Source organism: Salinibacter grassmerensis, assembly GCF_947077765.1.
In the GTDB taxonomy this organism is placed as follows: Bacteria; Bacteroidota; Rhodothermia; order Rhodothermales; family Salinibacteraceae; genus Salinibacter; species Salinibacter grassmerensis.
Genome location: NZ_CAMTTF010000003.1, coordinates 540387 through 553125, shown reverse-complemented (window position 1 = coordinate 553125; position 12739 = coordinate 540387). Strand labels below are relative to the sequence as shown.

The window sequence follows — 12739 nt, the reverse complement described above, 5'->3', positions numbered from 1 at the left end:
TAATGTCAACAGAATGAACGCCGATTCGCACTACGCGCTCGCGGTGCGTGTGCCTAGCGAGTCGTTCGTCGGGATGGTGTCAACGTCGGGGGGCAGGTCGACCGGGGGGAGCCGAACCGGGAGGTCGTGGCCCTTCGGGACCGGATTCGGCTCGGCCCAGAGCGTGCCGTCGTAGCTCTCCATGAGCACGTGGTTGCCCGCCCGTCCCTTCACGTAGCTGCGGTTGAGGGGCACTTTGCCGTGGGGCGTGTCGAGAACGTAGTCTGGAATGGCAAACCCAGACGTCCGTCCCCGAAGCTGCCGCATGATGTGCATGCCCACCTCGATGGGCGTGCGCAGGTGGCCGGTGCCGCCGATAATCTGCGCCTGGTAGAGGTAGTAGGGACGCACCCGCATGCGGACGAGGCCCTCATTGAGGGCTTTCATCGTATCGGGGTCGTCGTTGACCCCCCGCAAGAGCACGGTCTGGTTGCCCACGGGAATGCCGGCGTCCTTGAGCCGGGCGATGGCCGCGGCGGCATCGTCGGTGAGCTCCTTCGGGTGGTTAAAGTGGGTGTTGATCCAGAGCGGGTGGTACTGGGCCAACAGGTCGCAGAGCTCCTCGGTGATACGGTACGGAAGCTTTACCGGCATGCGGGACCCGAAGCGGATGAGCTCCACGTGGTCGATCGCCCGTAGTCTGCTGAGAAGCCACTCCAGGTTTGCCTCGTTGAACGTAAGCGGGTCGCCGCCCGTGAGCAGCACGTCGCGAATTTCGTCGTGGGCGGCGATGTAGTCGATGGCCGCCTGGTGCTCGTCGGTCCGCATGAAGTACTCGGCGTCGCCGACCATGCGCTTGCGCAGGCAGTACCGGCAGTAGATGGCGCACTCGGCGGTGACGCAGAAGGCCACCCGGTCCTCATAGTTGTGGATGAGGTTTTTGACGGGCTCGTGCCCGGTTTCGTCGAGGGGGTCGAGCTCGTCGACGATGTCGGCCCCGAACTCGTCCATCGTGGGCACGGCCTGGCGCCGTACCGGGCACGACGGGTCGTCGGGGGCCATCAGGTGGGCGTAGTACGGGGTCACGTTCCACCGAAAGGCGTCCCCGGCCCGCTCGATGGCCGCACGCTCGTCGTCTGTCGGGCGAATCCACTTCCGAAGGGCCTCGGCACTGTGGATGCGGTTTTGCATCTGCCAGCGCCAGTCGGTCCACTTTGGGTGGTCGGGGCTGGGGCGTGGGTCAGAGGGAGCCATCGGGGGGGCGTTCTCGGTGGAAAGCGCTCTATGGGGCCTTGCACGAGACCCACAGACGGAACGTTGCGTCCGTCCGGTGAGAAGGCGCAGAAACAGGCAGGGCTACGCAAGCCCCAGTCGCCGCAGCCCCTGCCCAAACACGTCGGCGAGGTAGTCTACGTAATCACAGCCCATAAGCTCAGCGACGATCGCGAAGGTGTCGTCGGGCTTGAACGTCGGGAGTGGATTGATTTCGAGAAACCAGGGGGCTCCATCGCCGTCGACCCGGAAGTCAGCGCGGGCGAAGTCGCGGCAATCGAGCGTGTCAAAGGCCCTCCGGCCGAGGGCCTGCAGGCGATCTTCGAGGGCGGTGTCGAGTGTGCCGCGTAATTCATAGTCCCAGTCCCGGTCGGCGGTGGGGGCGCCGCGGTGCTCCAGGGCGTGCAGGCCGAGGCCCGTCGTGGGCTCCACCCCGCGTTGAAGAACGGGCAGCGCCTCGGGCGGGTCGTGCCCCACGACGGCCACCGTGAACTCGCCGCCCCCCGCCACGAATTCCTCCGCCACGGCGTCCTGGTCGTACGTCGTCGTGATCCGGTCCACCGCACGCCGCAGGGCCGCTACGTCCTCGACCTTGCTTTCGGGCGTGATGCCCTTCGACGTGCCCTCGTAGCGCGGCTTTACGAACAGCGGAAAAGCGCCCGGAAGGTCCTCGGCGTCGACCGCTTCGGGCGCATCATAGACTCGATGTGGGGGGGTAGGGACGTCAGCCGCCGAAACGAGGTCCTTCGTCCAGGCCTTGTCCAGCGTTACCGAGAGGGTGAGGGCGTCGGAGCCGAGGCAGGGGATGCCGGCCATCTCCAGCAGAACTGGTGCATAGGCCTCCCGGTTGCGGCTGTGCGCCCCTTCTGTGATGTTGATTGCGGCGTCGAGCGACAGCCCCCCACCGAGTTGATCGCGCAGGTCAACCGCGGTGCCGATGCGAACGGGGACGTGCCCGAGGTGCTCCACGGCGGCCGCGAGGGTGTCGACCGTCTCTTCGGGCTCGTACTCGGCGTCGGCGTCCGGTGGGTCGTCGTCGGTCCACGGATAGGCGTCGAAGGTGTCGTAGAGGAGACCGATGCGCATTGTCTCGTGGGTCGTGCTAAGAAGGTTGAAGAGATACGCTCTGCGCACGATACTAGCCAAGGGGACCCTCAACAACTCCCCTCCCGTGGCGTTCATCTGAACTCCATGATTTTCAGCGTGCAAGCACCACAACCATGATGCAGAAGGCGCTCATTGTGCGCACAGGTCCCGAAGGGCACGAAGGGCTCAAGCAGCTAAACCGTCAACTCGAAACGGGCTGGCGGGTGGCCACCGTCAGTCCAATGGGTGGGGCGGGCGAATCGGGCGGTGGCCCGTGCCACGCGGCCCTCGTGGTACTGGAGCCACGAGGCAGAGACGAGGGAACTGCGGTGGCGGTGGAGGCACTGGAGCGTGCCGAGCCCGAAGCTCAGTCGGTTGTTGAAGAGGTGATGCGGGACCTTGGGGGGCTGATTGACGGCAACGGGGCCGAATCCCCCAACGAACCGCTCCGCTGAATCTAAGCATCCAGGCTGCCACCTTCGCGGCATCGGGCAGTTGGCGTCCGTGTCCGTCGATGCCTTATTTGGGGACTGCGACGCGACGCCAATAACCCTGCCCACCGTTCATGTCCGACCCCGCCGAGCCCGACGCTTCAATCACTGATGTTCAGGATTCGGGGTCCGCCCCCCCGGATGCTCCGGACGAGACGGGCGACGAGGTGTCGCGGTGGCGACGATGGATTGTCGCGGCACTGGTCCTGGGCGGCCTCGGGGCGGCGGTCTACGTGGCCGGCGACATCCCCAAGACCGACGGCCACTATGGCTTCTGGTCGGTGCTGCCCCCGCTCATCGCCATCGTGCTGGCCTTTTGGCTGCAGGAGGTCGTGAGCGCCCTCTTCATCGGGATTGCGGCCGGGGGCATCATCGCGGGGCAGGTCAACATCATCGATGCCTTTCTGCTGCCGGCCATCGGCACCGAAGACTTTGCGCTCATCCTACTGGTGTACCTCTGGGCGCTGGGGGGGCTCATTGGGCTGTGGACACGAACGGGCGGGGCGGTCCGCTTTGCGGAATGGGCGGGCGAGAAGATGGTGCGCGGTCCGCGGACGGCCAAGTTCTTTACCTGGCTCATGGGCCTCCTTTTCCACCAGGGCGGCACCATCTCCACGGTGCTGACCGGGGCCACGGCCCGTCCCATCGGGGATCAGCATGACGTATCGCACGAGGAGCTGTCGTACGTGGTCGACTCGACGGCCTCCCCCGCCGCCACCCTCATCCCGTTCAACGTGTGGCCGATCTACGTGGGCGGGCTCGTGGCGGGCACCATCCCGCTCATCGAGACGTCCCAGGAGGGAATTGCGTTTTTCTTCTCGTCGATCTGGGCCAACTTCTACGCCCTCTTCGCGGTGGCCCTAACGCTTCTCTTCGCCTGGGAGGTGCTGCCCTGGGTGCCCAGCAAAAAGATGCGGGAGGCCACCGAGCGGGCGCGCACCACAGGCAAGCTCGACCGGGACGACGCCACCCCACTCACCGCCCGGGAACTCACGGAGATGAACATCCCGGACGACTACACTCCTAGTCTGGTCGACTTTGTCGGGCCCATCGGGACGCTGCTGGCGGTTGCCATCCTGCCGTACCTGTACACCTACTTTTACCTCGGCAACACCGAGGACCCAACCCTGCTCATTGCGGAGGCGTTCGTGCTGGCGGTGCTGGCAGGCATGGCCCTCGCGCTGTTCAAGGGCATGGAGTTCCAGGAGGCAATCGACGGGTTCATCGACGGCTGCAAGGGCGTCACCATCGGCGCGATCATTCTCGCACTGGCCGTCTCACTGAAGGAGGTGGCCGACGCCGTGGGCACGGCCGAGTACGTGGTGGCCACCGTCGGCGAGGCCATCCCGCCCGCCGTGCTGCCGGGCCTGCTGGTGGTCCTTTGCCTCATCATCGCCTTCTCGACCGGCACGTCGTGGGGCACCTACGCGGTGGTCTTTCCGGTGGCCCTGCCGCTGGCGTGGAGCGTGTCGCAGGATCCGTTCTTCATCACGCTCTGCTTCGGGGCGGTCGTGGGGGGCAGCGTCTACGGCGACCAGTGCTCGCCCATCTCGGACACCACGGTCCTGTCGTCGCTGGCCACCGGATCGGACCTGATGGACCACGTAAACACGCAGCTCCCGCTCGCGTCGGTCGCCGGCGGGATGGCCATTGTCCTCTACACGGTCCTGGTCGTGCTCTTCGTGTAGACGGGGCGGACGCGAGAGGCATCCGGCTACGACGTTCGGGCCTCCGCCTGGGCAACGTGCCGGAGGACGTTGGGGACACTGTCGGGGGTGACGGAGATCGAGTCGATGCCGGCCTCGACCAGGAATTCCGCAAACTCGGGATAGTCGCTGGGGGCCTGCCCGCAGATGCCCACCGGGCGCCCGGCGGCATGGGCCTCCTCAATGAGCTCCGCAATCCGCCGCTTCACCGCCGCGTTGCGCTCGTCGAACAGGTGGGTGAGGCGCTCCGCGTCCCGCCCCACGCCCAGCGTGAGTTGCGTCAGGTCGTTCGTGCCGATGGAGAATCCGTCGAACCGCTCCGCAAACTTGTCGGCCAGGGCGATGTTGGCCGGAATCTCGGCCATCACGTACACCTCCAACCCGTTCGTGCCGCGCTTCAGGCCATGGTCGGCCATCACGTCGAGCACCCGGTCGGCCTCCTCTGGCGTGCGGCAGAAGGGCACCATGGCCACCACGTTTGTAAAGCCCATCTCGTCGCGGACGCGCTTGAGGGCCCGGCACTCCAGCGCGAAGCCCTTCTCGTACGCGTCGCTGTAGTAGCGAGAGGCCCCGCGCCAGCCGAGCATCGGGTTTGCCTCCTCCGGCTCAAAGCCGCTCCCGCCAATGAGATCGGCGTACTCGTTGGTCTTGAAGTCGCTGAGGCGCACGATCACCGGGTGGGGGTGCTGGGTGGCGGCAATCGTGGCGATCCCGCGTGAGAGGTGGTCAACGAAGTACTCCGCCTTGTCGGTGTACCCCTGAGTGAGGTCTTCGATGCGACGCTGTGCGGTCTTGTCCTCCACCTCGTCGAACGCCACCAGCGCCAGCGGGTGGACCTTGATGATGTTGTTGATGACGTACTCCATGCGGGCGAGTCCAACCCCCTCCACGGGAAGCTTCCACCAATCGAGCGCCGCGGACGGGCTTGCCAGGTTTAGCATGACCCGGGTGTCGGGGTCCGGAAGCGCGTCGAGGTCGATCTCCTCGCTCTCGTGGTCGAGCTGCCCCTCGTAGACGTACCCGGCGTCACTGTGGGCGCACGACAGGGTCACCGTCTGGTCGTCCCGGAGCGCCTCCGTGGCGGTCTCCGAGCCGATGACGGCCGGAATGCCGAGTTCGCGGCTCACGATCGCGGCGTGGGACGTCCGCCCTCCCCGGTCCGTGACCACGCCGCCGGCCCGTTCCAGAATGGGGCCCCAGTCGGGGTCCGTCATTTCGGTGACGAGAATGTCCCCGTCCTCGAACCGCTCGGCCTCGTCGACGCTGTCGAGCACGCGGGTCGTCCCCGACACAATGGACTTTCCGATGCCGACGCCCGTGACCAATGGCGACCCGTCCTCCGTCAGTCGGTACGTCCGGAGGGTGCCGGCGGCCTGCTGGGACTGCACCGTCTCGGGCCGGGCCTGCACCACGAACAGCTCGCCACTGTCCCGGTCGCGGGCCCACTCTACGTCCATCGGACGGTCGTAGTGCTCCTCAATAATTTTCCCCCACCGGGTCAGTGCGAGAATCTCCTCGTTGGACAGCACGAAGCCGGACTGCTCATCGTCGGAGGTGGGCATCGTGGTCGTGCCGCCCTCGCCCGTAGACACGATCTTCTGGGCCTGGTCGCCCCTGGTCTTCTCCAGAATGGGGGACAGGGTCTCGTCCTCCACGAAGGGAGTGTAGACGGTATACTGGTCCGGGTTGACGATGCCCTTCACGACGCTCTCGCCGAGCCCATACGCCGCGTTGATGACGCTCGTGTCGGGAAAGCCCGTCTCGGTGTCGATCGTGAAGAGAACGCCCGACTTGTCGGCCCGCACCATCTTCTGGATGCCCACCGACAGGGCCACGTCGAGGTGGTCGAAGCCTTGCTTCTCACGGTAGCCCAGGGCGCGGTCGGTGAAGAGGGAAGCGAAGCACCGCTTGCAGGCCGTGAGGACGGCGGGGATCCCACGCACGTCCAGGTAGCTCTCCTGCTGTCCCGCGAAGCTGGCGTCGGGCAGGTCCTCGGCCGTCGCGCTGCTCCGCACGGCCACGTCCGTGGCGTCGGTGTCGTAAGCGGCGCTGAGGGACCGGTAGGCCTCCCGGATCTCCTCTGCCACGTCCTCCGGAAAAGAGCCCTGCCGGATTCGGGTACGGATGGCCGTGCCCGTCTCGTTCAGGGGCTTCTCGCCTGCGGCCCAGGCCTCAAGCTCCGCCTGGATGTGCTCCGTGAGGTCGTTGGCCTCTAAAAAGCGCCGGTAGGTATCGGCGGTCGTCGCAAATCCGTCGGGGACGCGAATGCCAGAGTCCTTCAGGGCCCCAATCATCTCGCCGAGAGAGGCATTCTTCCCACCGACCAAGGGAATGTCCTCGTTGTCGAGCGTCTCGAACCAGCGAATCGCGGACGCTGTCTTGGGGGGCGTTGCGGCGTCGGGTGCAGAGGGCGTCGTAGCGTCGGGCATACGAAAATAAGGGGGGACTGCTGACAGGAAGAGCGAAGGGGAGCGTTGCTCGGAGAACATGTGCGCGTCGGTACTAAATCCTACCGAGTTCCACTTGCAGAGTGCCGACAGGCTACTCTATAGAATAGCGATAGCTAAACCCAATATGGGGCCTACACTCCACTTTTGAAAGCGCTTCCAAAACGCGTGACAGGATCGTCGAGTTGATTACCATTCGATAAACATGCGAGTGCCCCTTGAAGGACAGTGGCTGCCACGAACCCAGCGGGAAAGACACACATGAAGCGGGCCCCTCGGCCCCGATCTCATCTCCGATGGGCCAGGTCGAGGGGACATTTTGTGGGACGACGGGGCGTGACGGACCCCTGACGACCGGAGCATGATGGAGGCCATTGATGAATTGGGGGGAGATTTCCGCCAAACTTACAAACTGTTGCCCAGCGCTCCGGTAGCATCCATTTGAGAACAGCAATTCCCGTCGGGCTGTCACGCACGCACTCCGGGCTGCCGGTCGCGTGGGGCATATTTCGTCACGGCCTGGGACCTCTTGGATCTGTACGTCTACCACAAATCAACTACATCAAGCCACATGGATCACAAAGAAGGACAGTATAAGGTACGCGACTTGGGCCTGGCCGACGAGGGCCGCAAGCGCATCGAATGGGCCGAGAGCCGGATGCCCGTGCTCATGGAGCTCCGTGAAGAGTTTGCCGACGAGAAGCCCTTTGAGGGCTACAAGATCAGCGGTTGCCTGCACGTGACGAAGGAAACCGCGGTGCTCGTCGAGACCCTGCAGGCCTGCGGCGCCGAGGTGGCCTGGAGCGGCTGCAACCCGCTCTCGACCCAGGACGACATTGCCGCCGCCCTCGCCAACGGCGGGACCGAAATCTACGCGTGGCACGGGCTCGACACCGAAGACTTCTACTGGTGCATCGAGCGGACGATCGACACGCCGCCGCACCTCACGCTCGACGACGGTGCAGACCTCATCTTCACCGTCCACTCCGACCATCCGGAGATGGCCGACCACATCATCGGCGGATCCGAGGAGACCACGACGGGCGTGCACCGGCTTCGCGCCATGGACGACGACGGGGAGCTGCAGTATCCCGTGTACGCCGTCAACGACGCGGAGACGAAGTGGGACTTCGACAACGTGTACGGCACCGGCCAGTCCACGATCGACGGCATTCTGCGAGCGACCAGCACCATGATCGCGGGCAAGAACTTCGTCATCGCGGGCTACGGCCACTGCGGGCGGGGCGTTGCCACCCGTGCCAAGGGCATGGGCGCCAACACGATCGTGACCGAGGTCAAGCCGGCGAAGGCGCTGAAGGCGACCCTCGACGGCCACCAGGTGATGAGCATGGACGAGGCCGCCGAGAAGGGCGACATCTTCGTGACGGCCACCGGCATGAAGGACGTGATCCGGGGACGCCACTTCCTGAAGATGAAGGAGGGGGCGATCGTCGCCAACACTGGCCACTACGATGTGGAGCTCAACCTGGAGGAGCTCGCCGAGCTGTCCACCGACGCCCGAGAGGTGCGCGAGAACAACCGCGAGTACACGATGGAGAATGGCAAGCGCGTGTACGTGCTCGGCGATGGCCGCCTGGTGAACCTAGCCGCGGCGGAGGGCCACCCGAGCGAAGTGATGGACATGAGCTTTGCCAACCAGTTCCGCGCCCACCTCGACCTCGTCCAGCGCCACGAGTCCTCCGCGATGCTGGAGGACAAGGTGTACGATATCCCGCAGGAGATGGACGACGAGATTGCGGAGGTGAAGCTGCGCACGATGGGAATCCAGATCGATGGCCTCTCCGAGGACCAGGAGCACTACGCCACAGACTATTCCGCTGGGACGTAAGCGAATAGAGGAGCGGAGAATCGTCTCCGCTACATGGTGACCCACAGATGCGCCGCTCTGACTCGGATGTGTTCGAGTCGGAGCGGCGTTTTTTGTTTGTAGCCCCGGGGATCGTGCCCAGCCTCACGAACGGGACACCGACGAACGGGACACCGACGAACGGGACACCGACGAACGGGACACCGACGAACGGGACGCCGAGACGAGCGACATGAAGGTCGTGGACAGGACCGACAGCTTCCTCCTCACGCCGATCGATTCCCACGCCAATGCCCGCGGCCCAGGCGTGGAAGCGTCAGGCGCGGTGGGGCAAGATCGCCGCTGACCCCGCGCCAAAGGATCTCTCGTACAAAGTCGAGGCCAGTGCACAAGGTCAGATTGTCTTGAGTCCGCACAATAATCGTCATTCCCGGATTGAGCGTTTCGGAAGGACGCAATGGGTTGCGGACGTGCATGCCGCCCGTTGTCTCCTGTCGCGAGTCATATTCAGTTGTCACTTCACCCCTGGGCGGACAGGTCCCCGATGGCAGACGACGGGTCGTCACATCGCGTCGTTCGGTGCTTCTCCGGGCCCTTTCCCTGCTCGTTGCGATTGTGGAGGGGGGCTCGAGCGATCCCGTCAGCCAGGGTCCCCCGCGACCGGGTCTCGACCGTCACCGACGACGAAAGGGGCGATCCGATTGAGGGTGCCCCGAGTCTCCTTTGGTCTCTACAAAAGAATCCGGGGAACAAGCAGCGCGGCCCCGAAGGCGAGCAGGGCGAGCCCGAGAACGAGGCCGCCCACCACGTCGTCGTAGGGCAGGAGCCCGGCGGCGCGGAGGAGGGCCCACCAGTCGTGCGTGGCCGGGTCGTTCGTGATGAGGGGGAGGGCACGCTCCTGCGCGTCGGCGGCGTAGGTGCTCACGTAGAGCGCGTTCTGTCCCCACCACACCAGCGCGATCTGCACGCCGGGGCGGTACAGGCGTCTCAAGAATGACACCACGAACAGCCCCGGCAGGATCAATTGAAAGAGCGAGCCGCCGAGGGTCCGGAGGGTCCAGCCAAACGGGGCGAAGAAGACGTGCCCGGCCTCGTGGACGATTAGGGCGGTCGTGTCGAGCACCGTGAACGTACCGGCGGCGTAGGCCCAGAGCAGGTAGCCGCATACGGGAGCGAGGAGCCCCGAGAGGCCCCATCGGCGGAGGAAAAACTGGGTTGGCTTCGTTGGTTCGGTGATGTTCGAAGACATTGGGAGAGGCAGGATGGAGAGTGGGACCGGGCGTCGGGACCATGGGTGCAAAGGAGGTGCCAGCCGGGATCGTAGTCATCGAGGCCTAGGCGTGTGTTTTCGAACCCCTTTTGCTCCCCCTCGATGTCCGCCTCGCCCCCATGAGACTGTCTCGCGTCTGCGCCCTCGCCATCCTAGCTGTTGGATGCATCGCGATCGGTTCGCCCGTTCAAGCACAAGACGTACAGATTGGAGTGCGAAACGGGGTGGTCGTATCGACCCTGCGGGGCGATCTCTTCTACCCTGGCCTCGAATTCGAGGGTGGGCAGGTGCGCACGACTCACCAGGCCGGGATTCAGGTCGCTGGCGCCTTGGCCGTTTCGCTGAGCGACCGGGTTGCGGTGCAGGCCGAACTCCAGTACGCCCAGAAAGGCGCGGCCCTTCGCGGGACATGGTCGCAGGAGACCTGTGGCGGGCCGCTCGTGGACTGCATCATCCCATCTCTCGATGGCACGTACCGGGCCTCGTACGTGCAGCTCCCGATACTCCTTGCGTGGCGCCAGCCCCTCGGGCACGGCCTTAGCCTGCGACTGCTGGCCGGGCCATCGTTCGATCTGGTCGTGGACACGCAGATCGTGACGGGCACGCTCTCCGAGTCAGCCCTCCCAGAGAATGCATTGTCTCCGATGTCGCGCGAAACGCTTGGGGCGGTGGCGGGGGTAGAGGTTCAGTACGACGTGACGGCGGCCGGGGCGCTCGTGCTCGGCGCACGGTACCATCCCGGGATCACCGGGATCGACATGTTGAATGTCGACTCGACGGTTCGGAGCCGGGCGTACGGGATCAGGCTGGGATACTCGTTTCGTCTATAGGGGGACGAGCGGTTCCGGCTTTCTCCCATGCGGGACTCGACCCTCCCCGGCCGCCCTTTGCGAGCCCGGCAACGGGGGCGGTTTTTCCAACTCCGGTCCCCATGGATGGTGTGGCGGGGAGGCTCAAACAGATCATCATGAGGAGACGAGACGCGAAGGCATTTCTTTTTTGATGGGCGTGAGTTTAATTTAGGAATGGAAATCTGTGGTCGCGTGCATTGGGACCGCCGGGTTTATGCTGATTCGTTTTCACCACGACGCCCATGACTGAGCTTCGATACCTGCCCGACAGCGACGACGTCACCACCTTCAGCGCCGCCGTCGCGGACGCGACCGACGACTACATCGTGCTCAACGGCACTTACTTCTACCCCGAGGGCGGGGGCCAGCCGGCGGATCACGGCACACTGCACTGGGCGGGCGGCTCGGCGGAGGTGACCGACGTGCAGAAGGAGCACGGTGCGGTGCGCCACTACATCGAAACCCGGGAGGGAGCGCTGCCGGCGGAGGGCGACGAGGTAACGGGAGACGTAGACGAGGCGCGCCGCTGGGTCCTGCGCCGGATGCACACTGCTCAGCACATCCTCTCGAAGATCGTGCTCGACGTGTTTGGGGCGCAGACGGCCGGGAATCAGATTCACGCAGACCGCTCGCGCATCGACTTCGAGCCCGCCGACTTCTCTGAGGAAGACGCAGCCCTCATCGAGGAGCGAACCAACGTGGCCATCGAACAGGACCTGCCGGTCGAGAAACAGGAGATGGCCCGCGCCCGAGCGGAGGAGCAGACGCCGGAGGGCCGCGGGCTACTCGACCTCATTCCCGATCATGTGGACCCACTGCGGATGGTCAAGATTGGCGACCTCGACCTCTGTCCCTGCGGCGGCACCCACGTGGACCGCACCCGAGATGTCGGGCGGGTCCGCATCACGAATCGCACGTCGAAGGGCGCCGATGTGGATCGGATTGAGTTTGAACTGGAGGACTGATTTGTCCTCCGACCCTCTGCGTCTCTCGTTGATCGCCCGTCTTCTGGACGACCGGCCCATGCCCGTTACCGCCCACGCCCCGGGGAGTGTTACGCCGATTTTCGTTCCGCGCGACGGCCAGTCGTCGCTCGGCATCAGCTTTGCCACGGCCGACGGCGTGACGGCGACGGTCGAGTCGGCCCGCGAGACGCTGGTTTACCTGGACGGACGGCCCGCGCAGGTGGCGCCGGTGAGTGGGCTGCTTGACCGACTCGGCGTAAGCGCCACGGTCCGCCTCGACACGGCGGTCCCCATTGGGTGTGGCTTTGGGGTCAGCGGGGCGGCCACGCTCGCCACGGCGTTGGCCACCAATGAGCGAATGAGCCTCGGCCACGACCGCGAGGCGCTCCTCGAGGCCTCGCACCAGGCCGAGGTGGAGGCCGGCACGGGGCTTGGGGACGTCTTTATTCAGGAGCGCGGCGGGCTCGTGTGGAACGTGGGCGACGGCCTGGAGCACGCCACGCGCAGTGCGCGGATCGAGTATCAGAGCTTTGGCGGCATCACGACCGCCGCGGTGCTCGGGGACGAGAGCACTGTGGAACAGGTGACGGCTGCGGGCCGGGCCGCCCTGTCGGGCATCGATCCCGACGGGCCGGTCGTCGACCTGGTTGAGGCGTCCTGGCAGTTTGCTCGGGAGACCGGCCTCGCCACCGACCGCGTGGCCGAGGCCGTTGCGTCGGTGCGGGCGGCGGGCGGCGCGGCAACGATGGCGATGATCGGGGAGACGGTCGTTGCGGCAGGGGCCGAAGGCGGGCTCAAGCACGAAACGCACATCACGTCGGAGGGCGCGGCCCTTGAATAGTCG

General features: G+C 65.5%; 10 protein-coding genes. 6 read left to right on the top strand and 4 right to left on the bottom strand.

Going from position 1 to position 12739, the window contains the following annotated elements; all coding sequences use genetic code 11:
- Positions 1-30 precede the first annotated feature (30 nt).
- Positions 31-1233, bottom strand: coding sequence for a KamA family radical SAM protein (locus tag OJB03_RS09590; RefSeq protein ID WP_263786810.1), 1203 nt, complete (start codon positions 1231-1233; stop codon positions 31-33).
- A 102-nt stretch (positions 1234-1335) separates the two neighbouring features.
- A complete protein-coding gene (locus OJB03_RS09585; protein WP_263786808.1) occupies positions 1336-2337 on the bottom strand; it encodes a D-alanine--D-alanine ligase family protein in 1002 nt (333 codons plus the stop codon).
- Positions 2338-2471: 134 nt separating this feature from the next.
- Between OJB03_RS09585 and OJB03_RS09580 the strand changes: the two genes are divergently transcribed.
- Positions 2472-2792 (top strand): hypothetical protein, encoded by a 321-nt coding sequence (locus OJB03_RS09580; protein ID WP_263786806.1) that lies wholly within the window; start codon positions 2472-2474, stop codon positions 2790-2792.
- Between the two features lie 110 nt (positions 2793-2902).
- On the top strand, positions 2903-4516 hold the full coding sequence (locus OJB03_RS09575) for a Na+/H+ antiporter NhaC family protein (protein WP_263786804.1): 1614 nt from the start codon (positions 2903-2905) through the stop codon (positions 4514-4516).
- Positions 4517-4542: 26 nt separating this feature from the next.
- Here the strand turns inward: OJB03_RS09575 and ppsA are convergent, their stop codons facing one another.
- Positions 4543-6963, bottom strand: a complete 2421-nt coding sequence (gene ppsA, locus OJB03_RS09570) for a phosphoenolpyruvate synthase (RefSeq protein ID WP_263786802.1) — start codon at positions 6961-6963, stop codon at positions 4543-4545.
- Positions 6964-7552: 589 nt separating this feature from the next.
- Here ppsA and OJB03_RS09565 point away from each other — a divergent pair.
- Positions 7553-8830: an adenosylhomocysteinase gene (locus OJB03_RS09565; RefSeq protein WP_263786799.1), complete on the top strand. Its 1278-nt coding sequence runs from the start codon at positions 7553-7555 to the stop codon at positions 8828-8830.
- A gap of 709 nt (positions 8831-9539) precedes the next feature.
- On the opposite strand, the gene OJB03_RS09560 is transcribed toward OJB03_RS09565, so the two are convergent.
- Complete coding sequence (locus tag OJB03_RS09560) at positions 9540-10058, bottom strand: hypothetical protein (RefSeq protein WP_263786798.1); 519 nt, start codon at positions 10056-10058, stop codon at positions 9540-9542.
- A gap of 140 nt (positions 10059-10198) precedes the next feature.
- On the opposite strand from OJB03_RS09560, the gene OJB03_RS09555 reads away from it, so the two are divergent.
- From OJB03_RS09555 to OJB03_RS09545, 3 genes are all read left to right on the top strand, one after another.
- Positions 10199-10909 (top strand): PorT family protein, encoded by a 711-nt coding sequence (locus OJB03_RS09555; protein WP_263786796.1) that lies wholly within the window; start codon positions 10199-10201, stop codon positions 10907-10909.
- Positions 10910-11172: 263 nt separating this feature from the next.
- The gene (locus OJB03_RS09550) at positions 11173-11895 is read left to right on the top strand and encodes an alanyl-tRNA editing protein (RefSeq protein WP_263786795.1); all 723 of its coding nucleotides are present in this window, start codon (positions 11173-11175) and stop codon (positions 11893-11895) included.
- Between the two features lie 28 nt (positions 11896-11923).
- The gene (locus OJB03_RS09545) at positions 11924-12736 is read left to right on the top strand and encodes a GHMP family kinase ATP-binding protein (RefSeq protein WP_263786794.1); all 813 of its coding nucleotides are present in this window, start codon (positions 11924-11926) and stop codon (positions 12734-12736) included.
- The last annotated feature ends 3 nt before the right edge of the window (positions 12737-12739 follow it).

Excerpts from the sequence above, each read along its gene's own strand:
- OJB03_RS09590 (WP_263786810.1), bottom strand. The coding sequence starts at position 1,233 with ATGGCTCCCTCTGACCCACGCCCCAGCCCCGACCACCCAAAGTGGACC.
- OJB03_RS09585 (WP_263786808.1), bottom strand. The coding sequence starts at position 2,337 with ATGCGCATCGGTCTCCTCTACGACACCTTCGACGCCTATCCGTGGACC.
- OJB03_RS09580 (WP_263786806.1), top strand. The coding sequence starts at position 2,472 with ATGATGCAGAAGGCGCTCATTGTGCGCACAGGTCCCGAAGGGCACGAA.
- OJB03_RS09575 (WP_263786804.1), top strand. The coding sequence starts at position 2,903 with ATGTCCGACCCCGCCGAGCCCGACGCTTCAATCACTGATGTTCAGGAT.
- ppsA (WP_263786802.1), bottom strand. The coding sequence starts at position 6,963 with ATGCCCGACGCTACGACGCCCTCTGCACCCGACGCCGCAACGCCCCCC.
- OJB03_RS09565 (WP_263786799.1), top strand. The coding sequence starts at position 7,553 with ATGGATCACAAAGAAGGACAGTATAAGGTACGCGACTTGGGCCTGGCC.
- OJB03_RS09560 (WP_263786798.1), bottom strand. The coding sequence starts at position 10,058 with ATGTCTTCGAACATCACCGAACCAACGAAGCCAACCCAGTTTTTCCTC.
- OJB03_RS09555 (WP_263786796.1), top strand. The coding sequence starts at position 10,199 with ATGAGACTGTCTCGCGTCTGCGCCCTCGCCATCCTAGCTGTTGGATGC.
- OJB03_RS09550 (WP_263786795.1), top strand. The coding sequence starts at position 11,173 with ATGACTGAGCTTCGATACCTGCCCGACAGCGACGACGTCACCACCTTC.